The organism is Rhodococcus maanshanensis NBRC 100610 (assembly GCF_001894865.1).
Taxonomy (GTDB): domain Bacteria; phylum Actinomycetota; class Actinomycetes; order Mycobacteriales; family Mycobacteriaceae; genus Rhodococcus_G; species Rhodococcus_G maanshanensis.
Genome location: NZ_BCXA01000040.1, coordinates 1 through 25,864 on the forward strand (window position 1 = coordinate 1; position 25,864 = coordinate 25,864).

Below are 25,864 nucleotides of genomic sequence, written 5' to 3' on the forward strand. Positions count from 1 at the left end.
GACCTGGGGCCCGGGCTTCCTCAACAGCGCCGATCATCGGGCGCTCGGGCAGAGCGTGCTCGACGCGGTGTCCGACGCGGCCAACGAGTGGATCTTTCCCGAGCTCACCGAACCGCGGTGGACGGGCGTGCGATGGGTCGCGGTCAACGTCATGATCGGGGCAACCCATGCCGTCGACGTCACTGCCACGGTCGACACCGCGGTGGCCTCGCTCGCCGAACACAGCCGGTACCTACAGGCACTCAGCGACGTCCCGGTGCTGGACCAGGCGCGGGCGCAGATCGAGATGGCGACCGGTCCGAGGGACGGGTTCGCGGCCGATCGTGCCGTCGGTTTCGAGCTGTACCAGTTCTGACGTCCACGCGCCGAACGGGAGTGCATGGCGGCATGCGCCACGGCACTCCTGTTCGGCGCGCGGCTCAGCGCACGGGGGCGCCGACGATGACGGATCCCGCGCCGGGTACCGCCTCGATGTCGATCGGCAGCGGGTCGAACCGCTCGCCGTCGGCGTACGCGGTGATGCCCGCCGCTTCGAGCCGGACCCGGCGGGACCGGAAGGTCTGCACCTCGTCCAGGTCGACGTGGGTGCCCTTGTAGACCGTCGGGAACAGGCGCACCAGCCGCAGCCGGCTGCCGGCCACCACCACGGTGATGTCCAGCAGCCCGTCGGTGACCTCCGCGTTCGGGGTGATCAGCATCCCGCCGCCGTAGGAGGTGCCGTTGCCGACCGTGACCATCGCCGCGTCCAGTTCGATCGTCTGGTCGTCGAGCACGATCCGGTAGGGGATCGGACGCAGCTGCGCCAGCTCGACGAGCATCGCGACGTTGTAGCGCATCGGCCCGCGGGGCCACCGCAGCCGGTTCGCCCGGTCGGTGACCAGCGAGTCGAAGCCGCTGGACAGCACGGTGCCGAACCAGCGGTCGCCGACCTTGCCGAGATCGATCGTTTCGGTGGTGCCGCGGGCGATGACATCGGCTGCGGCGACCGGGTCGTCGACCGGGATGTGGAACAGCCGGGCGTGGTCGTTGCCGGTGCCGCCGGGGATGATGCCGAGCGGGATGCCGCTCTGGGCAAGGGCCTGCCAGGCGATGCTGATCAGCCCGTCGCCGCCTGCCGCGATCAGCGCGTCGGTGCCATCGGCCACCGCCTTCCGGGCCAGCTCGAGCGCCTCGGCCGCGGAATCCCCCTCGATCTCGGAGACCTCGACGCCGAGCTCACGGAGCCGGGCGATCGCGGCCGCTGCGGCCTCCGGGGCGTGGCCGTTGCCTGCGGCGGGGTTCGTCAGAACCGTGACTGATCTCATGGAATCAGCTTGCCAGGGTTGAGGATTCCGGTGGGGTCAACGGCGTCCTTGACCGCCTGCAGCACCCGTCCGCCCAGCTCGCCGACCTCGGCCGACATCCACGGGCGGTGATCGCGCCCGACGGCGTGGTGGTGGGTGATGGTGGCGCCGACGGAGACGATCGCGTCGCCCGCGGCCTTTTTCGCCGCGGCCCACTGGGTCAGCGGGTCGGCGGTCTGCGCGCAGACCACGGTGAAGTAGAGGGAGGCGCCGGTCGGGTAGGTGTGCGAGATGTGGCACATCACCAGCGCCGGGGTGCCCTGTGCCGTCAGCGATTCGGTGAGCGCGGTGGTGACGGCGGTGCGCAGGTTCGACAGGTTCGACCACGTGGTGGCCGTCTCCAGGGTCTCCACGATGGCGCCCGCGTTGAGCAGCGCATCGCGCAGGTACGGCGCGTCGTAGCGGCCGTGCTCCCATGACCTGGCGGGCTGCTCGCCCAGGTCGGTGCCGCCCGCGGCGGCGAGCAGCGCGCACGCCTCGGCATGCCGGGACTCCACGTGCGCCGCGGTGCCCTCGAAGGTGGTGATCGCCAGGCAGCCCGCCGTGGGGCTCTCGCCGCCGACGTCGCCGGCCAGTGCCAGGTTCAGGCCGGTCTCGGCCTCGTCGGACAGCCGCATCACGGTCGGGGTCGCGCCGGTCTGGATCACTGTGCGCAGGGCGGCCGCGCCGGTCTCGAAATCGGGGAACGACCAGGCCCGGTAGGCGGTGGTCTCGGGGATCGGGTGCACCCGGACGGCCACCTCGGTGATGATCCCGAATGCGCCCTCCGACCCGACGAACAGCTCGCGCAGGTCCGGTCCTGCGGCGGACGCGGGCGCCCTGCCGAGGTCGAGGTCTCCGGTGGGGGTCGCGACCCGGATCCGCTGGACCATGTCGTCGAAGCGGCCGTAGCCGGCGGAGGCCTGGCCGGAGGACCTGGTCGCGGCGAACCCGCCGATCGTGGCGAACTGGAAGCTCTGCGGGAAGTGGCCGAGCGAGAAGCCGTGCGTGCCGAGGAGCTGCTCGGCCTGCGGACCGGTGACGCCTGCCTGCAGGATCGCGATGCCGGAGACGGTGTCGAGGTCGAGCAGGGCGTCCAGGCGGCGCAGGTCGAGAGCGATCACCTCGTGGAAACCGCCCCGCGCGGGGTCGACGCCGCCGACGACGCTGGTGCCGCCGCCGAAGGGAACCACCGCGATCGCCTCGGCCGCGCAGTACCGCAGCAGGGCGAGCACCTCGTCGTGTGAGCCGGGCAGGACCACCGCGTCGGGGGCATCCTGCGGCTCGGTGTCCTTGCGGCGCAACAGGTCCGGCGTGCTCTTGCCGCCGGCATGGCGGAGCCGGGTCGCGTCGTCGGTGCGCACGTGCTCGGACCCGATCAGGTCGTCGAGTTCGGTCCGGTGGCCCTCGGTCAGGCCGGTCGGGCGCAGCACCGCGGCCGACTCCTCGGGCGGCGGCGACTGCTCGGCGCTGACGCCGAGTGCGGAACGGAGCAGGTTGAGCACCTGCGGCGAGAGTTGCTTGCGGAACTCGGCGACTCCCCAGGCGTCCCACTCCATGGTGGGTGCCGCGGTGTCGGGGAACTGCGGAGTGGGGGCTGATTGCGGAGCTGCGGTGTCGGACATGCGTTACAGTGTTACATACGATGTCTATCCGTAACGCAGATCCGCAGACTGCAGCCGCAGCGCCCACCGTCGACGACCTCATTCTCGACGCAACCCGAGCCTGCGTGCTCGAATTCGGCCTGAGGCGGACCACCCTTGCCGAGATCGCCCGCCGCGCGGGGGTGAGCCGACCCACCGTGTACCGCCGCTGGCCCGACACCAAGGCCGTCGTCGCTGACCTGCTGACCAGGGAGATCGAGCACGCGCTGCCGGTGATGTCCGGTTCGGGAACCGCGCGCGAGGAACTGGTGCGCGGCGTCGCGGAGACCGCCGAGACGGTGCGGGCCCACCCGCTGTTCGTCAAGATCCTGCGCTCGGACCCCGAACTGCTCATCACCTACATCGTCGACCGGCTCGGGGCGAGCCAGCGGGCGATCGTCGACACGCTCACCCCTGTCGTCCTGGTCGGGCAGCGCGATGGCTCGATCCGCGCGGGCGATGCCACCGGTATCGCCACCATGATCCTGCTGATGGCGCAGTCGGCCGTGCAGTCCGCAGGCATGGTCGCGGAGATCCTGCCCCCGAAGGCGCTGATCGCGGAGCTCGCGCTCGCCGTCGACGCCTACCTCAGTCCACGAGCACCCCTTACCTAGGAGCAACGGTGAACCAGCAATCGAACTCGGCGCTGAACGCGGACCGGCGCAGCCGGGAACTGTCCGCCCTCGGTGACGGGACCGCGGTGGACGTGCTCGTGATCGGCGGCGGCATCACCGGCGTCGGTACCGCCCTCGACGCCGCCTCGCGCGGCCTGAGGGTGGTGCTCGTCGACAAGCACGACCTGGCGTTCGGGACGAGCCGGTGGAGCTCCAAGCTCGCCCACGGCGGGTTGCGCTACCTGGCCTCGGGAAATGTCGGCATCGCGCGGGAGAGCGCCGTCGAGCGCGGGATCCTGATGACGAGCACCGCGCCGCATCTGGTCCGGGCGATGCCGCAGCTCGTGCCGCTGCTGCCGTCGGTCGGGGCCTTCGAGAAGACCCTGGTGCGTACGGGATTCCTGGCGGGCGACGTGCTGCGGGCCACGGCGAGGACGTCGACGAAGGTGTTGCCGCGCTCGCGCCGGGTGTCCGCCGACCGCGCCGCGGAGCTCGCGCCGGCGGTCCGGCGGGACGGCCTGCGCGGCGGGCTGCTCGCGTACGACGGCCAGCTGATCGACGATGCTCGGCTGGTGGTGGCCATCGCGCGCACCGCGGCGCAGCACGGAGCCACCGTGCTGACCCGCGTCGGCGCGTACGACGTGACCGGTTCCTCGGCGCGGCTGCGCGATGAGCAGACCGGTGAGGAACTGACGATCCGGGCGCGCGCAGTGGTGAACGCGGCGGGAGTGTGGGCCGGACAGGTCGATCCCGACATCCGCTTGAAGCCGAGCCGGGGCACCCACCTGGTGTTGCCCGCGCAGGCGCTGGGGAATCCCACCGCCGCGCTGACGGTGCCGATCCCGGGGGAGACCAATCGATTCGTGTTCGCGCTGCCCGCGCAGCTCGGACGGGTCTACCTCGGTCTGACCGACGAGGCGATCGAGGGCGAGATCCCCGACGTGCCGCAGGCCGCGGACTTCGAGATCGACTTCCTGCTCGACACGGTGAACACCGCGCTCGGTACGCCGCTGACCCGGGCGGACGTGCTCGCCACCTATTCGGGTCTGCGGCCGCTGCTCGACACCGGAGAGGGCGAGACCGCCGATCTCTCGCGCAACCACGCTGTGCTCCGCTCGTCGAACGGCGTCATCAGCGTGGTCGGCGGCAAGCTCACCACCTATCGCAAGATGGCCCAGGACGCGGTCGACGCGGCCGTCCGCGCCGGCGGTCTCACGGCGGGACCGTGTGTGACCACGAAGCTCCCCGTGGTCGGCGCGGGACCGGTCACGGGCGACCTGCCCGCCTCGCTCGTGGCCCGGTACGGCGGCGAGTCGGCCCAGGTGGCGGCGGCGGGCGAGCTCGCCCCGATCGCGGAGGGCATCGACGTCACGCACGCCGAGCTGGCCTTCGCGGTCAGCCACGAGGGCGCCCTCGACGTCGACGACCTGCTGGACCGCAGGACCCGGATCGGGCTGGTGCCCGCGGATCGCGAACGGGCGATGGCGGCCGCCGAGGCCGCGCTGGGCCGCTGACGGCAGGGATCCTCAGCTCTTTCTTCGGGGCTCCGTGTCGAGATGCAGCGAGGATTCGCAGGACACGCTGCTCCACTTTGACGGATTCCGGGCGTGTCGCGCTGTGTCGCTGATGTGGGTCGTGCGATGCCGTCCGGTGCAGTGTGGGACAGCGGCGTTTTCCTGTTGTGCTGTCGGCGCGAAGGACAGTGGCCGCCCACCTCGGTCGGGGTGAGCGGCCACTGCGCGTTGGGCGTCCGGTCTGTCGCGCGACACCCTAAGCGTCGTCGTGGATGCTGACGACGCGGTAGGGAAGTCAGACACGCTCGCACCGCGCAGGTGAACCGCAAAGAATAGTCGGCGACGAAGAAGGGCGATTTAATTATGGGAATCTTCTTGAAGATCACTTATGATTCACAAGGCGGGAAAACGGCAGAAAAGGCCACTATAAACCAGAACATCCTGGATGGCGTTCTCAACAGCCTGAATGACTACGCCTGGCAGGATCGAATTGCTCCCCAATTGCGGAACCTTGATTCCCAGTTCAGTCACATTGCACTCGGGCTGATCCTGCGGTTCTATCACAAGATCAATGTCGAGAAGGGCAACCTGAGGTCGCTTGCTCGGTATATCAAGAAGGACGACAAGCTTCTGGTCGATCAGATACTCGTCGTAGACGAGTATGAGGATCTATCGGAGAGGGGGACGAGGACACAGCTTTGCGACGATATCGTGAATCATCTCGAGCAAGCCCTCATGAGGTACAAAGACCGCTTCCAAGACTTTGATGCCGTTGCGTTCATTCCGTTGCTCAGAGAAAGATTTGAAGAAATCAAGCAGCAAGGGAATCGCTAGCCGCCGTGACCAACACCGCCCGTGGCGTGATGATCGAAGCCGCCGCCCGAGAAACGTACGAGGACGCCGCCGTCGACGCCTTGACCTGGCTCGACTGGGAAGGACTGGGGCAGGGCAGGAAGTGTGGCGCGAGGCTGTGATCACTGTCGTCGACGCGATCCTCGCCGCGCTCCCAATCGAGTGCCGGTGCATCCTGATAGTCGGCCATTGATCCCGAGTCTGGGCGCTGAACGGAGCGCAGCGTAGGACGTGGCCCCTTCGCGTCCTGCCTAGTTAATCCAGCGTCGCGTTTCGCTAATCTTCGCTGCATCTCGACACTCCGGCAATTGAGGACTGTTTCTGACCGCAATGGCTCGTAACGTCATCCCTACCAACAGACAAGGGAAGGCCGATCACATGAGCACCGTTCAGAACACCGCCGCACAGTCCACCGTCACCGGCGAGCACGCCGACATCCTGGCGATGCTGGCCGACCAGCGGCAGACGTTCCTCATCACGGTCCGCGGGCTCGACGACGCGCAGGCGCGAACGCGCTCCACGGCAAGCGAACTCACCCTGATGGCCCTCATCAAGCACGTCGCCGCCACGGAGCGACACTGGATCGAGACGATGATCGAGCCCGACGAGAACGCCGAGTTCGACATGGAGATCGCCACCGAGGCGTGGACCGTCGGCGAGGACGCCACGCTGGCCGCGCTGCTCGAGGACTACGCGGCCGTCGCACGCGCGACCGAGGCCGCGGTGGCGGGACTGCCGGACCTGGGCGCGCTGATCCCGATGCCGACCGCGCCGTGGGCCCCCGACCGCGAGTGGTGGACGGCCCGAAAGATCCTGCTGCACATCCTCCGGGAGACCGCGCAGCACTCGGGCCACGCGGACATCATCCGTGAGTCGCTCGACGGCGGGAACACCACCATGCAGATGGGGGCCGACGCGGGCATGGAGTTCTAACGGGGGAGGGTGCGCTCGGCGGCGACTCCGAAGTGGTCGCCGCCCTTGTGCTCCGGGTTGTGGGTGCCCCACGAGCGGACCCGGTCGACGGGCACCAATCGGGGGATGTGCTTGCGGCAGTGGATGTATGCCTCCTCGACGCGGACGAGGACCCAACGCTCCGCACGGCGGCCGCGTACCCGCTCGATCGGAAGGTCCGGGTACGTGTGCCGAATGTCGTCATCGGTGACGATCTGTGCCGCGCCGTTGACGTGCAGGCCGATCAGATCGGTGACGAAATCCGCCATGAACAGGCCGATGTGCGGATTCTCGATGATGTTGCCGAGGCTGGCCATCACCCCGTTGCCCTGGTACTCGGGATATCCGATGAGGTCAGGGGCGAAGACCTGGACGAATCCCGCTGGGCCCGCCCGCAGCGACACGTCGCACGATCCATCCGACGCGGACGTGCCGATGAACAGCAGGTCCATTCTTGCGATGAACTCGATCATCGCGGGGTTGAGGCGGGTGCGCATCTGGCGGGCGTAGAAGCGGTCGGCGCGGAACGAGGTCCCCAGCTCGTCCTGCATCACCCGCTCGCCGTCGGTGCCGTTGGTCGGGGGTTCGGCGCTGGACATCGTGGTTCTCCTGGAGCCGAGGCATGTGGTGCGAAGCCATCACCTTCATGCTCCGTCCGGCCCGTGCCCGCCACCAGCGACCCTCGGGTGAGAATCCGTCACCCTTGGTGTGGCCGGCCCCGGTCCGCCGAGGCGGCGTTCGATGCCGCGCGCGCCCGGCCCGCCGGGAGTAGCGTCGGGATTCGTGAGCATTCGACTCGGATATCAGATGCCCAACTTCAGCTACTCGCGGTCGGTACGGGAGCTGTTCCCCACCGTGATCGCGCAGGCCCGCGAGGCCGAGGCGGCCGGATTCGACACCGCCTTCGTGATGGACCACTTCTATCAGCTGCCCGGCATCGGGGAGCCCGACGAACCTATGCTCGAGGCCTATACGGCGCTGGCAGGCCTGGCAGCGTCGACCGAGAGCATTCAGCTCTCGGCGCTCGTCACCGGCAACACCTACCGGAACCCGGCTATGCTCGCGAAGACGGTGACCACCCTGGACGTGGTCAGCGGAGGTCGGGCCGTGCTCGGCATCGGCGCCGGCTGGTTCGAGCTCGAACACCAACAGTTCGGTTATGAATTCGGTACTTTCACCGATCGTTTCGAGCGGCTCGGTGAGGCGCTGGAGATCATCGTGCCGATGCTGCGTGGGCAGCGGCCGACCTTCGAGGGCAAGTGGTACCGGACCGAGGGCGCGATCAACGAGCCCCGCATCCGCGACGACCTGCCGGTGCTGCTCGGCGGCGGCGGTGAGAAGAAGACCTTCGGCTATGCGGCCCGCTATGCCGATCACCTGAACATCATCTGCAACGCAACCGAGTTGCCCCGCAAGCTGGATGCGCTCGCCGCGCGCTGCGCGGAGATCGGCCGCGACCGCGGCACGTTGGAGACGAGCTTCCTGGCGTTCGTGATCATCGACGAGGACGGCGATCGCGCCCGCAGGCTGCAACGTGACCTACTGCTCAGCCGGGGGCTCGACCTGGACGCACTCGGCGAGGATGAACGCGCCGCCGCCACGGACCGGCAGTTCGTCGGCGATCCCGACGACGTGGCCGAGCAGATCGCCTCGCGGGTCCTCGATCGCGGGATCGACGGCGTCGTCATCAATCTGGTCGCGAACGGCCACGAGCCGGGCATCGTCGAGCTGGCGGGCCGGACGCTCGGCGGGTTGGTGCGCAGCTAGGAGGAGGCGAGCGGGATGGAGCAAAGGAGTGATGCGGCGCAGACCAGGCGGCGCGGGGACCGGCGTTCCGTGTTCGAGCGGTTTGTCGAGCAGGCCCAGCTCCGGGCCAGCCAGGCACCCTTCTTCTTCGTGTGCGTCGGGGTGGTCGTGCTCTGGTTGGTCAGCATTCCGGTGTGGACCGATCTCAAGACGTGGCAGGTCGCCATCCATACCGTCGCAAGCGTCTTCACCCTGTTGCTGGTGGTGCTGCTGGAGAACGCGAGCCGCCGGGCCGACGAGGCCGCGCAGGAGAAGCTCAATGTCATCGCCGAGGCGTTGGCCGCGCTGATGGATTCGTCGGCGGTGCACGATCCGGCCCTTGGCGAGGCCGCGTCTCGGCTCCGCGACGCCGTCGGCCTCGAAGCGCGTCACTGACGTCGGGGAGCTCCGGCCGCTGTGGCACGCTGATCGGATGCGAGTCGCCGTCGTCGCCGGACCGGATCCGGGTCATGCCATTCCAGCCATCGCGCTCTGCCTGAGATTCATTGCGGCCGGCGACGATCCGGTTCTCTTCACCGGTGTCCGGTGGTTGGAGGCGGCGCGCGAGGCCGGCATCACGGCGCGCAAGCTCAAGGGCCTGGCGCCGCGGCCCGAGGACGACGACATGGACGCGGGCCAGCGGATCCACTCGCGGGCGGCGCACATCTCGACCGAGGTGCTGCCGGACCTGAGCGCCATGCTCCCGGACCTGGTCGTCTCCGACATCCTCACCGCGGGCGGCGGGATGGCGGCCGAACGCCTCGACGTGCCATGGGTGGAGTTGTCGCCGCACCCGCTGTACTCGGCCTCGAAGGGGTTGCCGCCCATCGGCAGCGGCCTCGCACCGGGGGAGGGCCTGCGTGGGAAGACCCGCGACGCGCTGATGCGGGCGGCGACCGGCCGGTCGATCAAGCAGGGCCTGCGACAGCGTTCCGAGGCAAGGGTCACGGTCGGGCTGCCCGCGACGGACCCCGGCCCGGTGGCCCGGCTGATCGCGACGCTGCCCGCGCTGGAGGTGCCGCGGCCGGACTGGCCGGAGAACGCGCACGTGGTCGGTCCGCTGCTGTGGGAGCCGACCGCGGACCTGCTGACGCCGCCGCCGGGCGACGAGCCGCTGGTGATGATCGCGCCCTCGACCGCGTTCACCGGTGCCGAGGGCATGCTGGAGACGGCGCTGCAGGCCCTCGACGGCGCGGGGGTTCGGGTGGTCGCCTCGATGCTCGACGAGCCGCCGACCGGGCTGCCGGACTGGGCTCGCGCGGGGCTGGGCAGGCAGGACGCGTTGCTCGCGCAGTCCGCCGCGGTCGTGTGCGGCGGCGGGCACGGGATGCTCGCCAAGACCCTGCTGGCCGGGGTCCCCGCTGTCACGGTGCCCGGGGGAGGAGACCAGTGGGAACTGGCGAACCGCGCGACCAGGCAGGGCAGCGCGGTGGTGGTGCGCCCACTCGGGGTGGACGCCCTGCGCGCTGCCGTCCTGAGAGTGCTCTCCGAACCCGGGTTCGGTGCGGCCGCGGCGAGCGCGGCGGCGGGCCTGACGGAGGTGACGGACCCGGTGGCGGTGTGCAGGGCGGCGGCCCGGTGACGATGCGCGCTACCGTTGCCGTGTGCGACTGACCGAGTTCAACGAGATGGTCCACGGCGAGTTCGGCCGGCTGTACGGCGACTCGCTGCTGGTGGACCACGTCCTGATCAGCCTCGGCGGCAAGACCGCGGCCGAGGCCATCGAGGCTGGTCGCGATCCCCGCGAGGTCTGGCGTGCGCTGTGTGCCGAGTTCGAGGTCCCGCGCGCCCGCTGGTGAACCGGGTCCGTCGATCGGACCGGCGCCACGCCGCCGCGGAGGTTGACTCGAACAGGTGTTCCCCTATGCTGGGGTTGTGTTCGGTGATCGAACGGATCGGCGACGTTGTTCCTGGACAAGTCGACTGATCACGAACTTGTCGGTACCCCGCTCTAACGTGACGGCATCGCTTGAAACAGATCGCTGATGAACCCCAGATCGCTGGACGAGTCGTTGACTTAAGGAGAACCGAAGATGGCACCACAGGCACACGATCGCGACAAGGCGCTCGAGCTCGCACTGGCGCAGATCGACAAGAACTTCGGCAAGGGTTCGGTGATGCGCCTCGGTGACGAGTCCCGTCAGCCCATCGCGGTGATCCCGACCGGGTCGATCGCGCTGGATGTCGCCCTCGGCATCGGCGGTCTGCCGCGTGGTCGCGTGATCGAGATCTACGGTCCGGAATCCTCGGGTAAGACCACGGTTGCCCTGCACGCGGTCGCCAACGCGCAGGCCAACGGCGGTATCGCGGCCTTCATCGACGCCGAGCACGCGCTCGATCCGGACTACGCCAAGAAGCTCGGCGTCGACACCGACGCGCTGCTGGTCTCCCAGCCGGACACCGGTGAGCAGGCGCTGGAGATCACGGACATGCTGATCCGCTCCGGCGCGCTCGACATCCTGGTCGTCGACTCGGTGGCGGCGCTGGTGCCCCGCGCCGAGATCGAGGGCGAGATGGGCGACAGCCACGTCGGTCTGCAGGCTCGCCTGATGAGCCAGGCGCTGCGCAAGATCACGGGCGCGATGAGCAATTCCGGCACCACCGTCATCTTCATCAACCAGCTGCGCGAGAAGATCGGCGTCATGTTCGGCTCGCCGGAGACCACCACCGGTGGTAAGGCGCTGAAGTTCTACGCGTCCGTCCGGATGGACATCCGGCGAATCGAGACGTTGAAGGACGGCTCCGATGCGGTCGGTAACCGCACCCGCATCAAGGTCGTCAAGAACAAGATGGCGCCGCCGTTCAAGCAGGCCGAGTTCGACATCCTCTACGGTCACGGAATCAGCAAGGAAGGCTCGCTGATCGACATGGGCGTCGAGCACGGCTTCATTCGGAAGTCGGGCTCCTGGTTCACCTATGAGGGCGACCAGTTGGGTCAGGGCAAGGAGAACGCCCGGAAGTTCCTGCTGGAGAACACCGACATCCGCGACGAGATCGAGAAGAAGATCAAGGAGAAGCTGGGCATCGGCGCCGACGTGACGGCGGACGAGGCGCCTGCTGCCCCCGTCGACTTCTAGGTCCACCGTGCGCTCCGGTGACGATGACACCCGGACGCCGGCCGCTCAGGAGGCGCAGGCAAAGGATCTGTGCCTGCGCCTCCTGACGGATCGGGCGCGTAGCCGGGCAGAACTGGCGAAGAAGCTCGCGGACAAGGGCTTCGACGAGGATGTCGCCGTGCGGGTGCTCGATCGACTCACCGTGGTCGGCCTGGTCGACGACGCGTCCTTCGCCGCCCAGTGGGTGCATTCGCGGCACACCTTCTCCGGCAAGGGCAAGCGCGCGCTGGCGATGGAACTGCGCACCAAGGGGGTCGCACCGGAGATCGCCGCGCAGGCGCTGGACCAGATCGACGGTGACGACGAGCGCGCCCGCGCCATCGAACTGGTGCAACGGAAACTGCGCACCATGTCCCTGGACTTCGAGGTGGACGGGCCGGGCGGGCGCAGCAGCGAACGCGACCGGGCCGTGCGCCGGCTGGTGTCCATGCTCGCCCGTCGCGGTTATCCGCAGTCGATGGCCTTCGACGTGGTGAAGAGTGAACTCGCGCAGGCGGGTTCGGAGCTCGACGGCTAGGGCGTCCGACTTACATAGCGGGTGCGGGGTCGCGTTCTAACCGACGGGCTTCGTAGTGTTCCGGAGGCGACCACAGGAGGGTCGGCGGCTTCCTGCCGACCGACCGGGGCGATCCCTGCCTCAGGGGCAAAGTGTCAGGTTTCCAGATTCCTCGCAGCCAGCAGGTCAGCGCCCCTGGGTGCGGGCCATTGCGGCGGCGGTCGCGACATCCACTTCCCCACGGTGGACGAGGGCCTGCGGGATCTGGACCGGGCCGACGGGAGCAGTTAGTTGGTGCCGGGGAGGCCAGCCGAGGGAGATTCCTCGGCGGGGAACAGGATGGGGCTGAGCAGGTAGCGATCGCGGTCGTCCGCGGGCAGGTTGTTCAGGCGCGGAATGAGGACGCGCTGGAGGTCGGCGATGAGTGCGACAAGCTCGTCCTCGCTCAGCCAGACGGCGTGCTGGCGGTAGCCGACGAGGTCGGCCGTCGGGTCGGGATCGCGGTCGAGGTAGGCGTTGAACTCGGCGAGGAGGGTGGCCATGGCGACGGCAAAGGTGCGCCGGTGGTCGTCGGCGGTGAGTGACGCGACGATGTCGGAGTCGATCACGACGGGGTCCTGGCGGAGCCGGTAATGGCGTTCCACAGCTCCTCTGACGCGTCGTTCGTCGGCCACCTCCAGGATCCCCGCGGCCGATAGGAGGTCGATGTGCCGATAGACCGTCGCTTTGGAGACGTCGGGGATGCGCTCGCACAGCTGGGCGGTCGTCAATGTCCGTCCGCGCATCACGTGGACGATGCGCAGCCGTACTGGATGTCCGAGGAGCTCAAGAGGGTCCACCACCAAACGGTCTCATGTCATGCTACCTTTCGCAAGAATCGAGAATGGTAGGAGATGCGATGGGGGACACGGATCCGAGTGCGGTGGTGCGCATGCTCTGCGAGGGGCGCTTCGGCGAGGTCGCTGATCTGTTCGCGGCGCCGCTGCGGTCACAGGTCTCCGCCACTGCGCTACGTGAGGCATGGGCAGGCCAGGTGGGACGAAGGGGAGTCGCCTCGGCCGTCGGCGAGGCTCTGGATGAGCCCAGCGAGGCGGAGTCCGGCAGTGTGCGCGTGCCCGTGGCGGGCGACCACGGCGAGTTCACGGTAATGCTGTCGCTGGACGGCGACGGGATGCTGACCGGCCTGCGGTTCGCGGTTGCGGACTGGGGGGCTCCGGCGTACGCCGACCCCGAACGGTTCGAGGAGCAGGAGGTCACGGTCGGTTCCGGGCCGCTGGCCGTGCCCGGGACGCTGAGCCTGCCGCGAGGCACCGGCCCGTGGCCCGGCGTCGTTCTGCTCAGCGGGGGAGGGCCATTCGACCGCGACGCCACCAGCGGCCCGAACAAACCACTCAAGGACCTGGCGTGGGGGCTGGCCTCCTCGGGGGTGGCGGTGCTGCGGTTCGACAAGATGACGTATGCGCACCCCGCCCGGGTGGCCGAACTCGAGAACTTCACGATGAGCGAGGAATACGTGCCGCACGCCGTCGCGGCGGTACGACTGCTCCAGGGCCGGCCGGAAGTTGACGTCGCCCGGGTCTTCGTGGCCGGGCACAGCATGGGGGGGAAGGTGGCGCCACGGGTCGTGGCGGCCGAGCCGTCGGTGGCCGGGATGGTGATCATGGCCGGGGATGCTGAGCCGATGCACCGAGCCGCCATACGCGTGGTCCGCCACCTCGCGGCGTTGACCGGTGACCCATCCATGGTGGACTTCCAGGAGACCATCACGCGCCAGGCCGCGCTTGTCGACAGCCCGGCCCTGTCCCTCGACACTCCTGCCGCGGACCTGCCTCTCGGTCAATGGCCGGGCTCCTACTGGCTGGACCTGCGCGGCTACGACCCCGTTGCCGCGTCGGCGGCGCTCGAGCGGCCGATGCTCATTCTCCAGGGTGGCCGCGACTATCAGGTGACCGTCGCGGACGATCTCGCACGGTGGCAGGCGGGGCTGGCGCACCGGCCGGATGTCATGATCCGCGTTTACGACGCCGACGACCATCTGTTCTTCGCCGGCACCGGCCCGTCGGTGCCCGCGGACTATGCGCGAGCCCAGCATGTCGACCCCGAGGTGGTCGAGGACGTCGCCAGGTGGCTGGCGGACCCGTCCGTCGAATACTGACCCGATGGCTCCTAGGGAATCCGGCCGTCCCCAAGCGACTGATACCGCTCGCGTGTCCATTTCGGCAGGTTGTGATGAGTCACCTTCCGGCGCGCGATGAGTTTCTCGGACGCGGGGAGTCTCAACTTAGGTATCCATCATCAAGAGTGTGGGAGAACTGAGTGAAACAGCTACTGAGAGTCCAGAATTTCAACGTCTCGAGTGACGGTATCGGTGCCGGTGAGCACCAAAGCCTGGAGTGTCCGTTCGGCCTCGACCCCGGTCGCATGTTCGCGTGGGCCGGCGCCACGGCCAGCTGGCCCATGCGCACCGACCCCGGCGGAAGCCGCGGGCTCGACGACTACTTCACTCGAGACTACGCACGCAACATCGGTGCCGAGATCATGGGCCGCAACAAATTCGGGCCCCACCGCGGGCCCTGGAGCGACCTCGAATGGCGTGGCTGGTGGGGGGACGAGCCTCCGTTCCGCACCCCAGTGTTCGTCATGACCCACCACGAGCGTCCCTCCTTCTCACTCTCCGACACCACGTTCCACTTCGTCGACAGTGACCCAGCCACCATCCTCGAGCAGGCGCGCGAGGCGGCTCAGGGCAAGGACGTCCGACTCGGCGGCGGGGTTGCCACCATCCGACAGTTCCTCGACGCAGACCTCGTCGACACCATGCACGTGGCGGTCTCACCGGTGAAACTCGGATCCGGACTACAACTCTGGGAGTCACCCGACGATCTACTCGACCGATTCCACCTCGAGGTCGTACCCAGCCCGAGCGGTGTGACCCACCACCTATTCTGGCGAAAGTGACCCTCCGGACTGCTCCGCACTCCGGAGCGGGCCCTCGATGCGAGGAGCTGGCGAATGCGTCGGCTCGTCCAAAGCGGACCGATCTCACTGCTCCACCGTGCTCTACCAACCACATGGGACCCACACCGGCGCGACCGGACGAAAGGCTCTGGCGATCCTTGAGATGGAGCGGGCCGACGCCCCCGTCGGCCCGCACCAAGTATCGTCCGTGTTCGAATGCCTAGGACCCTTGGGGAATACAGGGGATCCCTCCCGTGCCAGGCAGAGTTCCCGCTCTTCTGAGCTCGTCGAGCAGCGACGTGCGGGTCAGGTACGCGGCAATCAGCGGGATGGACCAGGTGGTGCTGGCGAGGCAATAGTGCTCTTCGTACCAACACTTCTCACAATCCGGGAATGCGGGGCAAACGCCTACAGGATGCGGAGCACGTAACGATGCTTAGGGCATGTCAATTTCATACAGAACTACCTCGGCCACAGTTACCGCGCTCATCGGCGCTGCGATGTTCGTTGCGGCGCCGGGCGTAGCCGGTGCCACCGACGTGGCCGATCCCTGCCAGCTCGGGTGGTCGAACGTCGGACCACGAACGTGCGCCCAGGCACCCGTCAACATGGCGCCGGTCTGGACGCTGGGAGATGGCATCTGTGCCGGCATGCTGACTGCCTCCGGGACCGCGTTCGACGGACCCCTGGGGAAGTACTCCGAGGTGCCGGGGGCCGTCCATTCGGTCGAACTGCGAATCACGCAGGGCTTCTCGCCGCTGGGCGAGTGGGGGTCGACCACCCTGGCCTGCAACGTAACTGCAGTCATCGATTGGCGGAACCTCGACACCGGTCAGAGTGGCACAGCGAGTCGGTACATACCCGCCTCCAAGACGAGTTCCTTCCCGACGGTCATGCAAGTCGGTACCGGCCCGGGACGGGTTCGGCTCACCATGCGGACCGATGGCCCGAGCATTCCCGTCTCGACTGACGTGGTCGTCCCCTGACGCGCGTCGCCGCGTAGCGCGACGGCCCGAACGGTTGTCGCCCGCGCGTCGATCCACGAACCGTCTCACGAATCGATGGCGGCGATATCCCTTTCAGCCGAGACAAGGTGTGGGTCATGCTTAGCATGGAGTCGATCGGAGTACCTGCAGTTTCGACGCCGGACCTACCCAGTTGTGGTGTCCGGCCCACACTGTGAGGAGTCCACGTGACAAGCGAGGGAAGTATCCGGGTCGGTGGCCGGACCATCACCTACCTCGAAGCCGGTGACCCGGGCGGTCCACTCGTGCTGCACAACCACGGGGGACCCTCGAGTCGGCTGGAGGCCGAGCTGTTCGATCGTGGTGCGAAGGCCAACGGGTTGAGGTTCGTGTGCCCGGATCGGCCGGGCATGGGCGGGTCAGATCCTCAGCCGGGCCGCACCTTCGAGGGCTGGACCGATGATCTCCTGCGGCTGGCCGACTCCATGGGCGCAGACCGATTCGCGGTGACCGGCTGGTCCGAGGGTGGGCCGTGGGCCCTCGCTGCCGCCGCTTACCTGGAGCCCGCGCGCCTCGCCCACGTCACGTGCATTGCCGGTGGCAACTACGGCACGTTCGGAGCGAACTGGGCAGCGAAGTACCTGAGCAGTGTGGACGCGCTGGGCGGTCGCCTTGCGCTTCACTTCCATCCCGGCTTCACGCTCATGTACGAGCTGCTCGGGATGAGCGCCACGCACTTCGAGGATCGCTACGCGAAGGCCATCACCAAGTCGGTCGGTGCCGCGGATCGAGAGGTGCTGGCGGGCGAGGAGGTCCTCGGGTTGTTCCTGGGAGCGAGTCGAGAGTGCTTCCGGCAGGGCGCAGGCGGACTAGTGGTCGACGCCACGATGCTCTACGTGGCATGGCCGTTCGACATGACCGACGTGGCGCGCCCGGTCCACTTCTGGCAGGGCAGCGCCGACACCCTCGTGCCCGAGGTGATCAACAAGACGGTGGCGGACAGGACGCCGGGAGCCATCTGGCACCCGATCAGCGGTGGTGGCCACTTCATCGCCCTCAGTCACGCGAACGACATCCTCGCACTGGTGGCGGACGATCTTGCGCCGGAGGCGAACTGAGCCCCCGGGTCAGTCGCCGGTGATGTCGATGCCCGGTGCGGCGGCGGCCGCACCGCCGACGGGAACCGCGCTCACCTTCCCACGCCTGCCCGTACGCAAACGCTTCTCGACCCGGGTGGCCAGCATCGTCAGCGCCGAGTTCAGCACGATCATGATCGCGGCCACCACCAGCAACGCCGGTAGGTAATTGCCGTAGAACGAGCCGAGTTGCTGCCCGGAACGGACCACCTCGATGTAGCCGATGAGGTAACCGAGCGCGGAGTCCTTCAGCGCGACCACCATCTGGGAGATGATCGCGGGCAACATCGCGGTCACCGCCTGCGGCAGAAGGATGGTCCGCATGATCATGCTCTTGCGCATGCCGAGCGCCTTCGCGGCCTCGGTCTGGCCCTTCGGGAGCGACCTGATGCCCGCGCGGACGATCTCGGCGATGACCGAGCCGTTGTAGAGCGTCAGTCCGGTGACAACCGCCGCGAGTGCCAGGTACTTCGCCTTGAAGACCTGGTAGTCGGCGAACAGCTGGTAGGCGAAGATCATCAGGATCAGCACCGGGATGGCGCGGAACAGTTCGACGATGAAGCCGGCCGTGCCCCGGATCACCCGATGATCGGACAGTCGGGCGATGCCGAGCACCGCGCCGAGGATCAGCGCGAGCACGATCGAGATGGCCGCGGCGATGAGCGTGCCCCGGATGCCGGGGAGCAGGTACGTCGTCCACGAGGTGGAGTCGGTGAAGGGGCTCCATTTCTCGGCGGTGAGCTGGCCCTTCGCGTCCAGTGCGCGGTAGACGAGGTATCCGACGACGCCGAGCGCCACCGCTACCGCCACCGACAGCAGTCGGTACAGATTGCGAGCCCTCGGGCCGGGGGCGTCGTAGAGGAGGGTCGGTTCGGCAGTCATCGGGCCACCTCCAGCCGCTTGCCCAGATAGCCGAACAGCAGGCCCATCGGCAGGGTCAGGATCACGAACCCGAGGGCGAAGATGCCGCCGACCACGAAGATCGCGGCCTCGCTCTCGATCATCGTCTTCATCAGCAGCGACGCTTCGGCGACTCCGATCACCGAGGCGATCGTCGAGTTCTTGGTCAGCGCGATCAGGACGCTGCCCAGGGGCGCGATCACGGACCGGAACGCCTGCGGCAGCACGATCAGTCGGAGGTTCTGCGCGAAGGTGAGGCCGAGGGAGCGTCCGGCCTCCGCCTGCCCGACGTGCACGGTGTTGATCCCGGCGCGCAGCGACTCGCAGACGAACGCGGCGGTGTACACGCTCAGGCCCAGGATCGCGAGCCGAATGTTGTTGTCCACCAGGAAGGTCGGTGAGTTCTCCGGGGCCAGGCTGACGCCCATCGTCTGGTACAGGCCGAACGAGCAGAAGATGATGATCAGCGTCAGGGGGGTGTTGCGGAAGATGGTCACGTAGGCGGTGCCGATCCACCGGGCCACCGGGATGGGGGAGACGCGCATGGCGGCCAGAATCGTGCCGAGGACGAGCGCGCCCACCGCGGACAGCGCGGTCAGCTTGATCGTCATCCAGAATGCGGAGATCAGTTGATCCCAATACTCACTGAGTATGTCCACGTGGCCTCTCCCCGGGGCAGATGGTGCGGTGACGGCCGCCGACGGGACCGGTCGGACCGGTCCCGTCGGCGGTGGTCGGCGACTAGTAGCGGTCGACGGTGGGCGGAGCCGGGATCGGGTAGCCGGACGGGCCGACGTTCTTCTCCAGCGAGGCCTTCCAGGAGCCGTCCGCGATCATCTCCTCGATCGCGTCGTTGATCTTGTTGCGGGTCTCGGTGTCGCCCTTGGCGAGACCGATGCCGTAGTTCTCGGTGGTGAACGGCTGCCCGACCACCTTGAGCTGGCCGGGGTACTGGGCGGCGTAGCCGGCCAGGATGACCGCGTCGGTCGTCACCGCGTCCACCGCCCCGTTGCGCAGCGCCTCGACGCAGGCCGAGTAGGTGTCGAACTCCTGCAGCTGGACTTCCTTGGCGTAGGTGTCCTTGACCTTCTGCGCGGGCGTCGACCCGGTCACCGAGCAGAGCTTCTTGCCGCCGTTGAGGGACTCGGGGCCGGTGATGTCGGTGTTGTCCGAGCGCACCAGCAGCGACTGGCCGGTGGTCAGGTAGGGGCCCGCGAAGTCGACCTTCTCCTTGCGGGCGTCGGTGATCGAGTACGTCGCGACGATGTAGTCGACCTCGCCGTTCTGGATCAGCGTCTCGCGCTGGGCGGAGGGAGATTCCTTGAACGTGATGCCGGAGGCGGGTACGCCCAGCTTGTCGGCCACGTAGGTGGCGACGTCGACGTCGAAGCCGCTGAACGTGCCGTCCGGATTGCGCAGGCCGAGGCCGGGCTGGTCGTACTTGATGCCGACGGTGAGCTTGCCGCTCTCGGCGCTCTCCGAGGCGCTCTTCTGCTCGTCGCCGCCGCACGCGGTGGCGACGACGGCGATCGCGACCATGCCGACGCCGAGTCGTAGTGCGCGATTGATCCTCATGGTGTTCCTCTCTGTGGTCAGAACAGTGGTGACGGGTGGTAGGTCAGGCCGTGAACCCGATGAGGGCCCCGGGCTCAGTGGCCCAGGATCTTGCCGAGGAAGTCCTTGGCGCGGTCGGTCGCCGGTGCGGTGAAGAAGGTCTCGGGATCGGTGTCCTCGACGATCAGGCCGTCGGCCATGAACAGGACGCGGTTGCCCGCGCGGCGCGCGAACCCCATCTCGTGGGTGACCACGAGCATCGTCATGCCCTCCTTGGCCAGCGAGATCATCACCTCGAGGACCTCACTGACCATCTCGGGATCCAGCGCGGAGGTGGGCTCGTCGAACAGCATCACCTTGGGGTTCATCGCGAGCGCTCGCGCGATGGCGACCCGCTGCTGCTGCCCGCCCGAGAGCTGCGCCGGATACTTGTCCGCCTGGTTGGCGATGCCGACCCGTTCGAGCAGTTCCGTCGCCCGCGCCTTGGCCTCGCCCTTGCTCTTCTTGCGCACCTTCATCGGCCCGAGCATCACATTCTCGAGAATCGTCTTGTGCGCGAACAGGTTGAAGGACTGGAACACCATCCCGACGTCGGCCCGGAGCGCGGCGAGCGCCCGGCCCTCGGCCGGCAACTCCTTGCCGTCGATCGCGATCGTTCCCGAGTCGATCGGCTCGAGCCGGTTGATCGTCCGGCACAGCGTGGACTTGCCGGACCCCGAGGGGCCGAGCACGATCACGACCTGGCCGGTGGGGACCTCGAGGTCGATGTCGCGAAGCACGTGCAGGTCACCGAAGTGTTTCTGGACCGACTTCATCGAGATCATGGTGGGGGAGTCGGCCACCGAGGTCGTAGCCCCCGATTCACCCGCGTTCGTCATAGCCCAAGACCCTAGGGGGTCGGGACGGCGCACCGCGACCTTTGCGCGCCGCGCCGCGCCGTGGCCCCGGTAGGTTGGCTGGGCCGAACGCGAGGGGAAGCAAGGAGAGCGCATGACCGGGGACCTGACCTGCCGGGCCGACGTGGAGGCCCTGCTCCGGCGTTTCTACGGCCGGGCCCTGGTCGACGAGCTGCTCGCGGAGCCGTTCACCGAGGTGCGCGAGCAGGGCCTCGAGTCCCACCTTCCGGTGATGTGCGACTTCTGGGAGACGGTGTTGTTCGGCACGGGCACCTACCGCGGCAGCGCGTTCCGGGTGCACCAGAGGGTCCGCTCGCAGCACCCCTTCGGGGCCGCGCACTTCGATCGCTGGCTCGAGCTGTGGCACCGGACCGTCGACGAGATGTATGCGGGTCCGCACGCGGACAGGGCGAAGGTCCAGGGCGCGGGGATCGCGACGTCGATGAACCGGCGGTTGTCGGGGCTGCCGAGCGTGGCGGCGGAGGCACTGCGGCTGGGTATACCTGGGCCTGCGCCGTCGGCGTGAGCCGGTCGGCAACGTGGGCGTGCGAGCGGCCCCTGACGGGGCCGTACCCTGGTTGACGTGGACACGATCGACCGAGAGACCTCCCCTGCGCACAGCGACATCGACAACGAGGCGACGCGTAGCTACGAGGTACGCACCTTCGGCTGCCAGATGAACGTGCACGACTCCGAGCGCCTGTCCGGCCTGCTCGAGGACGCCGGCTACACGAAGGCGGCGCCGGGGGCCGAGCCCGACCTGCTGGTGTTCAACACCTGCGCCGTCCGCGAGAACGCCGACAACAAGCTGTACGGCACCCTCGGCATGCTCCGGCCGACGAAGGCCTCGCATCCGGGCATGCAGATCGCGGTGGGCGGATGCCTGGCGCAGAAGGACCGCGAGACCGTGGTCAAGAAGGCGCCGTGGGTGGACGTGGTCTTCGGTACCCACAACATCGGCTCGCTGCCCACCCTGCTCGACCGTGCCCGCCACAACCAGCGGGCCGAGGTGGAGATCCTCGAGTCCCTCGAGGCCTTCCCGTCCACGTTGCCGGCCAAGCGTGAGTCTGCATACGCGGGCTGGGTGTCCATCTCGGTCGGCTGCAACAACACCTGCACGTTCTGCATCGTGCCCGCCCTGCGCGGCAAGGAGGTGGACCGGCGCCCCGGCGACATCCTCGCCGAGGTCCAGGCCCTGGTCGACGAGGGTGTCCTCGAGGTCACCCTGCTAGGGCAGAACGTCAACTCCTACGGCGTCTCCTTCGCCGACCCCGAGGTCCCCCGCGACCGGGGTGCCTTCGCCGCCCTGCTCAGCGCCTGCGGGAACATCGAGGGACTCGAGCGGGTCCGCTTCACCTCCCCGCATCCCGCCGAGTTCACCGATGACGTGATCGAGGCGATGGCCACCACCCCCAACGTGTGTCCGCAGCTGCACATGCCGCTGCAGTCGGGCTCCGACCGCGTGCTCAAGGCGATGCGCCGCTCGTACCGCAAGACCAAGTTCCTCGGCATCATCGAGAAGGTCCGCGCGGCCATGCCGCACGCGGCGATCACCACCGACATCATCGTCGGCTTCCCCGGGGAGACCGAGGAGGACTTCCAGGAGACCCTCGACGTGGTCCGGCAGGCCCGCTTCACCAGCGCCTTCACCTTCCAGTACTCCAAGCGGCCCGGTACCCCTGCCGCCGAGATGGAGGGCCAGCTGTCGAAGGCGGTCGTCCAGGAACGCTATGACCGGCTGATCGCGCTGCAGGAGCAGATCACCCTCGAGGAGAACCAGAAGCTGCTGGGTGCCGAGGTCGAGCTGCTCGTCGCCGCGGGCGAGGGCCGCAAGAACGAGGCGACCCAGAGGATGAGCGGCCGCGCCCGCGACGGCAGGCTCGTGCACTTCCGCCCGGAGGGCAGGCTCGACTGCGACGTCCGCCCCGGCGACGTGATCACCGCGACGATCACCGGCGCCGCCCCGCACCACCTGATCGCCGACGGCCCTGTGCTCAGCCACCGCCGCACCAGGGCGGGCGACTCGCACGAACGAGGCATCACCCCCGAGACGCCGCCCATCGGCGTGGGGCTTGGCCTACCGCAGATCGGCGCGCCCGCGCCGCTGCCAACCGCAACCGGATGTGGAGCATGAGCAAAGACGCGCACGAGGACCCCATCGAGCAGTACCGCAAGGACATCGACGCGGCCGAGCGGAAGGTGGCCGGGGAGATCGACCCCGGGATGCGCGCGGTCGTCGTCGCGGTGGCCGTGCTGGCGCTGCTGCTCTCGTTCATGCTGCCCCACGCCGGGTCCGCGAACGGGTGGGACGTGCTGGCGGGCGACGACACCGCCATCGCGGAGTCGATCGCGCTGCCTTCCCGCGTGTTCGTGTGGCTGGCCATGGTGTTCGGTGTCGGAGTGAGCGTGTTGGCGTTGGTCACCCGGCGCTGGGCGCTGGCCTGGGTCGCGTCGGCGGGCTGCGCGGTGGCCTTCGTGTTCGGCATGCTGGCCATCTGGTCGCGGCAGACGCTGCCCGCGACCGACCCGGGCGGCGGGCCGGGCATCGGCCTGATCCTCGGCTGGATCGCGGTGCTGGTCCTGACCTTCCACTGGCTGAAGGTGGTCTGGAGCCGCACCTCCCTGCAGCTCGCCGCGGAGCAGGAACGTAGGCAGCGCACGGCGGAGGCCGAGCAGCGGACGATCTGGGGCGACCAGAAGGACTGAGTGTCGCGACCGGATCGTCCGGCGCGGCGCCGTCCTTGCCGTCATGCTGGGTCCGTGCCCAGTCGCCATCAGGAGATAGTCGCCGCGGACCGCGCTCTGAGTGCGGTGCCGCCGGGCGCCGGTGCCGCCGCCATGGCCACCGGGATCGTCTCGGTCGCGCTCCATCTGGCGGGTATCGAGTGGTTCTCCAGGATCTGGCTGGTCATCGGGATCGGCATCTGGGCGGTGCTCGTCGGCATCTTCCTCTGGCGGCTCGTCGGCGATCGGGCCCGCTGGGAGTCGGAGGCCGACACCCCGGCCGCCCTCACCGCGGTCGCGGCGACCACGGTCCTCGGGACCAGGGTCGCCCTGCTCGGCTGGGAGGCAATCGCGGTGCTCGCGCTGTGCCTGGCCGTCCTGGTGTGGGTGTCGCTGATGCCCGCGGTGATCGGTCACTGGACCGGACCGACCGTCGGGGCGCACTTCCTGCTGTGCGTGGCGACGCAGGGACTGGTGGTCCTCGGCGCAACCCTCGCGGTCGCGCTGCACAAGCCTTCCCTGACCGCGGTCTCGGGGGCGGTGTTCGTCCTCGGGCTCATCGCCTACGCGGTGGTCTTCGCCCGCTTCTCGTTCGTGCAGTTCAGGGTCGGGGCGGGTGACCACTGGGTGTGCGCGGGCGGGCTGGCCATCAGCGCTCTCGCTGCGGGCAAGCTCGTCGTCGCGATGGACGCGGCAGGCTGGAACGGCTGGCCGCACACCGTCATCCGGGTCGGCGCCGTGGTGATCCTGGCCCTTGACCTCGCCGGGTACGTGGCGCTGGTGATCTGCGAGATGCGGTGGCCCCGGCTCGGATTCGACGTCCGGCGCTGGTCGACCGCGTTCCCGATGGGGATGACCGCCGCGGCAACGATCACGGTCGCCGCCGCGATCGGAGCGCCCTGGCTCCGATGGATCGGGCTGGTGCTGATCTGGCCTGCGGTGGCGGTGTGCGTGATCCTGCTGGTGGCCTCGGCCCGGCACCTGGTGTCCGCGGGAGCCGCGGACACCAGGGCAGGCTAGCGACCGTTGACCGCGCCCTCGGCGGCCTCGGCCCACTCGCGCCACTGCTGAGCCTGGGCCAGTGCCTTCTCCGCGTCCTTGGTCTTGCCCGCGGCGGTCGCCTTCGCGGCCTGGTCCTCGAACTGGGCGACCCGCTCGCGGAACTGGGCGGCCCTGGCCATCGCCTCGGGATCGGTCCGGCGCCACTGGGAATCGACGGCGTCGCGCACCTGCTTCTCGATCGCGCGCAGCTTGCCCTCGAGATCGTGCATGCGCTCGCGCGGCACCTTCCCGATGGCGTCCCACTTGTCCTGCAGCTCGCGCAGGGCGGTGCGTGCGGACTCGAGGTCCTTGTCGGGATCGATGTCCGCGTACTCGCGCAGCAACGCCTCCTTCGCGGTGGCGTTCTCGTCGAACTCGGCATCGCGCTCCGATGCGGCGGCGTTGCGGGCCGCGAAGAACACGTCCTGGGCGCCCTTGAACCGCTTCCACAGGGCGTCGTCGGCATCGCGTGGCGCCCGCCCAGCTGCCTTCCATTCGGTCAGCAGGTCGCGGAAGGCCCCCGCGGTCGGGCCCCAATCGGTGGAGTCCGACAGGGCCTCCGCACGGACGACGAGCTCCTCCTTGACGACCTTCGCGGAGGCGCGGTCGCGGTCGAGTTCCGCGAAATGCGCGCCACGACGCCGGTTGAACGCCTCCCTGGCCTTCGAGTACCGCTTCCAGAGCGCGTCGTCGACCTTGCGGTCCACCCCGCGGATCGTCTTCCACTCCTCGAGGATCTCGCGCAGCCGATCGCCCGCGGCCTTCCACTGGGTGGACTCGGCGCCGATCTGCTCGGCCTCGGCGGCGAGCTCCTCCTTGCGGTGGGTGTGCTCCTCCCGCTCGTGCTCGCGTTCGACCTTCGCGGCCGCGGCGGCCTGGTCGGACTCCGCGACGATCACGTCCAGCCTGCGCGCGAGTGCGTCGACGTCGCCGATGACCGCGGCCGTCGGCAGCGACTCCGCGAGCGCGACGGCGGCGGCCTTGGTCTTCTTCGCATCGCCTGCACCCGAGGCGAGCCGGGCCTCCAGCAAGGCGACCTCGGTGGCCAGGTCGTCGTAACGGCGACCGAAGTGGGCCAGGCCCTCGGCCGCGTCACCGGCCTGCCAGGAACCGATCTGGCGCTCGCCCTCGGCGGTCTTGACCCAGGCGGTGCCGTCCTCGTCCACCCGGCCGAAGAGGCTGGGGTCGCTCGGCGGTGCCAGGGTCGGCGGATGCGTCACGGCGGGGGCGGGTCCTGCGGCCGACGGCTTGATCGCGCCGGGCTTCGGTGCTCCGGGCTTGGGTGCTCCGGGCTTGGGGGCGCCTGGCTTGGGTGCGCTGCTGTCGGTCATGACTCCTCATCTCTGCCGCGCGTCACGGCTGCCGGTGCGTCGTAGGTCTCGGTGCCACTCGTACGT

General features: G+C 68.7%; 27 protein-coding genes and 1 pseudogene. 19 read left to right on the forward strand and 9 right to left on the reverse strand.

The features are described from left to right. Nucleotides 1-355: pseudogene (locus RM1_RS19015) on the forward strand (PIG-L family deacetylase); the annotation flags it as partial. Nucleotides 356-419: 64 nt separating this feature from the next. On the opposite strand, the gene RM1_RS19020 reads toward RM1_RS19015, so the two are convergent. Together RM1_RS19020 and RM1_RS19025 are read right to left on the reverse strand one after the other, a co-directional pair. Then, nucleotides 420-1,304, reverse strand: a complete 885-nt coding sequence (locus RM1_RS19020; RefSeq protein ID WP_072753291.1) for a diacylglycerol kinase — start codon at nucleotides 1,302-1,304, stop codon at nucleotides 420-422. Continuing rightward, a complete protein-coding gene (locus RM1_RS19025) occupies nucleotides 1,301-2,881 on the reverse strand; it encodes an FAD-binding oxidoreductase (protein WP_245816476.1) in 1,581 nt (526 codons plus the stop codon). Before RM1_RS19025 ends, RM1_RS19020 begins: the two co-directional genes overlap by 4 nt. A gap of 86 nt (nucleotides 2,882-2,967) precedes the next feature. Here RM1_RS19025 and RM1_RS19030 point away from each other — a divergent pair, with 86 nt between their 5' ends. From RM1_RS19030 to RM1_RS19045, 5 genes are all read left to right on the forward strand, one after another. After that, a complete protein-coding gene (locus tag RM1_RS19030) occupies nucleotides 2,968-3,579 on the forward strand; it encodes a TetR/AcrR family transcriptional regulator (RefSeq protein ID WP_072753293.1) in 612 nt (203 codons plus the stop codon). A gap of 8 nt (nucleotides 3,580-3,587) precedes the next feature. Continuing rightward, nucleotides 3,588-5,093 (forward strand): glycerol-3-phosphate dehydrogenase/oxidase, encoded by a 1,506-nt coding sequence (locus RM1_RS19035; protein ID WP_072753294.1) that lies wholly within the window; start codon nucleotides 3,588-3,590, stop codon nucleotides 5,091-5,093. Between the two features lie 363 nt (nucleotides 5,094-5,456). Further along, the gene (locus tag RM1_RS19040; protein WP_072753295.1) at nucleotides 5,457-5,927 is read left to right on the forward strand and encodes an Imm44 family immunity protein; all 471 of its coding nucleotides are present in this window, start codon (nucleotides 5,457-5,459) and stop codon (nucleotides 5,925-5,927) included. 5 nt (nucleotides 5,928-5,932) lie between these two features. Then, complete coding sequence (locus tag RM1_RS27080) at nucleotides 5,933-6,067, forward strand: hypothetical protein (protein ID WP_281252185.1); 135 nt, start codon at nucleotides 5,933-5,935, stop codon at nucleotides 6,065-6,067. Nucleotides 6,068-6,323: 256 nt separating this feature from the next. Then, on the forward strand, nucleotides 6,324-6,878 hold the full coding sequence (locus RM1_RS19045; RefSeq protein WP_072753296.1) for a DinB family protein: 555 nt from the start codon (nucleotides 6,324-6,326) through the stop codon (nucleotides 6,876-6,878). Here RM1_RS19045 and RM1_RS19050 read toward each other — a convergent pair. After that, nucleotides 6,875-7,495: a pyridoxamine 5'-phosphate oxidase family protein gene (locus tag RM1_RS19050; RefSeq protein WP_072753297.1), complete on the reverse strand. Its 621-nt coding sequence runs from the start codon at nucleotides 7,493-7,495 to the stop codon at nucleotides 6,875-6,877. The two genes, RM1_RS19045 and RM1_RS19050, sit on opposite strands and share 4 nt — an antisense overlap. Nucleotides 7,496-7,679: 184 nt before the next feature. Here RM1_RS19050 and RM1_RS19055 point away from each other — a divergent pair, with 184 nt between their 5' ends. The 6 genes from RM1_RS19055 to recX all read left to right on the forward strand — a co-directional run bounded on the left by RM1_RS19055 (nucleotide 7,680) and on the right by recX (nucleotide 12,314). Beyond that, nucleotides 7,680-8,663 carry an LLM class F420-dependent oxidoreductase gene (locus RM1_RS19055; RefSeq protein ID WP_174562974.1) on the forward strand — a complete coding sequence of 328 codons (984 nt, stop codon included), beginning with the start codon at nucleotides 7,680-7,682 and terminating at the stop codon, nucleotides 8,661-8,663. Nucleotides 8,664-8,678: 15 nt separating this feature from the next. After that, nucleotides 8,679-9,077: a low affinity iron permease family protein gene (locus RM1_RS19060; protein ID WP_072753299.1), complete on the forward strand. Its 399-nt coding sequence runs from the start codon at nucleotides 8,679-8,681 to the stop codon at nucleotides 9,075-9,077. Nucleotides 9,078-9,114: 37 nt separating this feature from the next. Next, nucleotides 9,115-10,263 (forward strand): glycosyltransferase, encoded by a 1,149-nt coding sequence (locus RM1_RS19065; RefSeq protein WP_072753300.1) that lies wholly within the window; start codon nucleotides 9,115-9,117, stop codon nucleotides 10,261-10,263. Between the two features lie 22 nt (nucleotides 10,264-10,285). Continuing rightward, the gene (locus RM1_RS19070; RefSeq protein ID WP_027499481.1) at nucleotides 10,286-10,480 is read left to right on the forward strand and encodes a DUF3046 domain-containing protein; all 195 of its coding nucleotides are present in this window, start codon (nucleotides 10,286-10,288) and stop codon (nucleotides 10,478-10,480) included. 234 nt (nucleotides 10,481-10,714) lie between these two features. Next, nucleotides 10,715-11,758: a recombinase RecA gene (gene recA / locus RM1_RS19075; RefSeq protein WP_027499482.1), complete on the forward strand. Its 1,044-nt coding sequence runs from the start codon at nucleotides 10,715-10,717 to the stop codon at nucleotides 11,756-11,758. 7 nt (nucleotides 11,759-11,765) lie between these two features. Next, nucleotides 11,766-12,314 (forward strand): recombination regulator RecX, encoded by a 549-nt coding sequence (gene recX, locus RM1_RS19080; RefSeq protein ID WP_072753301.1) that lies wholly within the window; start codon nucleotides 11,766-11,768, stop codon nucleotides 12,312-12,314. Between the two features lie 266 nt (nucleotides 12,315-12,580). Here recX and RM1_RS19085 read toward each other — a convergent pair whose 3' ends face one another. Further along, entirely contained in the window at nucleotides 12,581-13,132 is a 552-nt protein-coding gene (locus RM1_RS19085; protein WP_072753342.1) for a helix-turn-helix domain-containing protein, read from the reverse strand. Between the two features lie 59 nt (nucleotides 13,133-13,191). Here RM1_RS19085 and RM1_RS19090 point away from each other — a divergent pair, with 59 nt between their 5' ends. The 3 genes from RM1_RS19090 (at nucleotide 13,192) to RM1_RS19105 (ending at nucleotide 17,334) form a co-directional block, all read left to right on the forward strand. Next, nucleotides 13,192-14,448, forward strand: coding sequence for an alpha/beta hydrolase family protein (locus RM1_RS19090; RefSeq protein ID WP_072753302.1), 1,257 nt, complete (start codon nucleotides 13,192-13,194; stop codon nucleotides 14,446-14,448). Between the two features lie 161 nt (nucleotides 14,449-14,609). After that, on the forward strand, nucleotides 14,610-15,251 hold the full coding sequence (locus tag RM1_RS19095; protein WP_072753303.1) for a dihydrofolate reductase family protein: 642 nt from the start codon (nucleotides 14,610-14,612) through the stop codon (nucleotides 15,249-15,251). 1,192 nt (nucleotides 15,252-16,443) lie between these two features. Next, nucleotides 16,444-17,334, forward strand: a complete 891-nt coding sequence (locus RM1_RS19105) for an alpha/beta fold hydrolase (RefSeq protein ID WP_072753304.1) — start codon at nucleotides 16,444-16,446, stop codon at nucleotides 17,332-17,334. Between the two features lie 9 nt (nucleotides 17,335-17,343). Here RM1_RS19105 and RM1_RS19110 read toward each other — a convergent pair whose 3' ends face one another. From RM1_RS19110 to RM1_RS19125, 4 genes are all read right to left on the reverse strand, one after another. After that, nucleotides 17,344-18,234 carry an amino acid ABC transporter permease gene (locus RM1_RS19110; RefSeq protein WP_072753305.1) on the reverse strand — a complete coding sequence of 297 codons (891 nt, stop codon included), beginning with the start codon at nucleotides 18,232-18,234 and terminating at the stop codon, nucleotides 17,344-17,346. Next, on the reverse strand, nucleotides 18,231-18,911 hold the full coding sequence (locus RM1_RS19115) for an amino acid ABC transporter permease (RefSeq protein ID WP_072753306.1): 681 nt from the start codon (nucleotides 18,909-18,911) through the stop codon (nucleotides 18,231-18,233). Before RM1_RS19115 ends, RM1_RS19110 begins: the two co-directional genes overlap by 4 nt. Nucleotides 18,912-18,993: 82 nt before the next feature. After that, a complete protein-coding gene (locus RM1_RS19120) occupies nucleotides 18,994-19,827 on the reverse strand; it encodes a glutamate ABC transporter substrate-binding protein (protein ID WP_072753307.1) in 834 nt (277 codons plus the stop codon). A gap of 74 nt (nucleotides 19,828-19,901) precedes the next feature. Then, on the reverse strand, nucleotides 19,902-20,630 hold the full coding sequence (locus RM1_RS19125; protein ID WP_092667709.1) for an amino acid ABC transporter ATP-binding protein: 729 nt from the start codon (nucleotides 20,628-20,630) through the stop codon (nucleotides 19,902-19,904). Between the two features lie 166 nt (nucleotides 20,631-20,796). Between RM1_RS19125 and RM1_RS19130 the strand changes: the two genes are divergently transcribed. Genes RM1_RS19130 through RM1_RS19145 form a run of 4 tightly spaced genes read left to right on the forward strand, consistent with a single transcriptional unit; the run spans nucleotide 20,797 to nucleotide 24,446 of the window. Further along, nucleotides 20,797-21,228, forward strand: a complete 432-nt coding sequence (locus tag RM1_RS19130) for a group III truncated hemoglobin (RefSeq protein ID WP_072753309.1) — start codon at nucleotides 20,797-20,799, stop codon at nucleotides 21,226-21,228. Between the two features lie 57 nt (nucleotides 21,229-21,285). After that, nucleotides 21,286-22,836, forward strand: a complete 1,551-nt coding sequence (miaB, locus tag RM1_RS19135; protein WP_072753310.1) for a tRNA (N6-isopentenyl adenosine(37)-C2)-methylthiotransferase MiaB — start codon at nucleotides 21,286-21,288, stop codon at nucleotides 22,834-22,836. Beyond that, entirely contained in the window at nucleotides 22,833-23,408 is a 576-nt protein-coding gene (locus tag RM1_RS19140) for an Rv2732c family membrane protein (RefSeq protein WP_092667699.1), read from the forward strand. The genes miaB and RM1_RS19140 overlap by 4 nt, the downstream gene beginning before the upstream one ends. 54 nt (nucleotides 23,409-23,462) lie before the next feature. Beyond that, nucleotides 23,463-24,446, forward strand: coding sequence for a tellurite resistance/C4-dicarboxylate transporter family protein (locus tag RM1_RS19145; RefSeq protein ID WP_072753312.1), 984 nt, complete (start codon nucleotides 23,463-23,465; stop codon nucleotides 24,444-24,446). Here the strand turns inward: RM1_RS19145 and RM1_RS19150 are convergent. Then, on the reverse strand, nucleotides 24,443-25,798 hold the full coding sequence (locus RM1_RS19150) for a DUF349 domain-containing protein (RefSeq protein WP_072753313.1): 1,356 nt from the start codon (nucleotides 25,796-25,798) through the stop codon (nucleotides 24,443-24,445). The two genes, RM1_RS19145 and RM1_RS19150, sit on opposite strands and share 4 nt — an antisense overlap. Between the last annotated feature and the right edge of the window lie 66 nt (nucleotides 25,799-25,864).